Source organism: Kitasatospora sp. NPDC094016 (genome assembly GCF_040304045.1).
Lineage (GTDB): Bacteria > Actinomycetota > Actinomycetes > Streptomycetales > Streptomycetaceae > Kitasatospora.
In genome coordinates this window covers 1-1088 of the sequence record NZ_JBEOUK010000113.1, presented here as the reverse complement: position 1 = coordinate 1088, position 1088 = coordinate 1, and the positions used below count along the sequence as shown (strand labels likewise).

1 pseudogene is annotated in these 1088 nt (G+C 67.3%); it reads left to right on the top strand.

Features of this window, described 5'->3' with window-relative positions:
* The first annotated feature begins 61 nt into the window (after positions 1-61).
* Positions 62-1065, top strand: a pseudogene (locus tag ABT015_RS37930) (IS5 family transposase).
* The last annotated feature ends 23 nt before the right edge of the window (positions 1066-1088 follow it).

The following is a 1088-nucleotide window of genomic DNA, read 5'->3' as shown; positions in this document are numbered from 1 at the left end:
GTTGTGATCAATCTGAGGGAATCGCCTGCGTCGCGGGACCTGATCCGGTAGACCGTGTTGTGTGACACGAGCGCAACTTTCGGACGCTGAGTGGGAGTTCATCGAGCCGTACCTGCCGATCGGCAGGTACGGCCCGTACCCCGAGCGGCTGCGCCAGCAGTTCGAGGGCGTGATCTGGCGGTTCAGGACGGGCGCGCAGTGGCGGGAGATGCCCGGGGAGTTCGGGGCCTGGCCGACCGTGCACAACCGCTTCCGGCAATGGCGCGACGCCGGCGTCTTCGAGGCTCTGCTGGAGGGCCTGATCGCGGAAGCCGCAAAGCGCGGTGAGGTGGACTTGTCCCTGGTCAGCGTGGACTCCACCACTGTCCGCGCCCACCACGACGCTGCCGGTATGCACCTGGACCCCGACGCCATGGAGGCCCTGGAGAAGGCTGCCGACGAGGCGGAGAAGGCACGGCAAAAGGGGGCGGCCCGGATGAACAAGACGGGCAGGGCGCCGGAAACGACCCGGAGCGGGAGGAACGGCGACGTATCCGGCGCCGGCGCAGGCTCCGGCTGAAGGAAGCCCTGCTCGGACGCTCCAGAGGCGGGCAGACCAGCAAGATCCATTGCGCCGGCGACCGCAAGTGCCGCCCGCTGGTGTTCCTCCTGACCGAGGGACAGGCCGCCGATAGCCCGCAGTTCATCCCCGTGCTCAAGAAGCTGCGGGTCCGGGGGTCGGTCGGCCGTCCCCGCACCCGACCCGACGCGGTCGCAGGAGACAAGGCCTACTCGTCCCGCGGCAACCGCGCCCACCTGCGCAAACGGCGCATCAAAGCAGTCATCCCGGAGAAGAAGGACCAGGCCGCCAACCGGAAGAAGAAGGGCGGCAAGGGCGGTCGGCCCGTCACTCACGACGCCGACCTCTACAAGGAACGGAACACCGTCGAGCGCCTGATCAACAAGCTGAAAGCCTGGCGAGGCATCGCCACGCGGTTCGACAAGAAGCCCGAGAGCTACCTCGCCGGCCTCCATCTCCGGGCCTCGATGATCTGGATCAAAGAGCTCACCCGGAACAGCCATTGATCACAACCCAATACCCGCCCTAG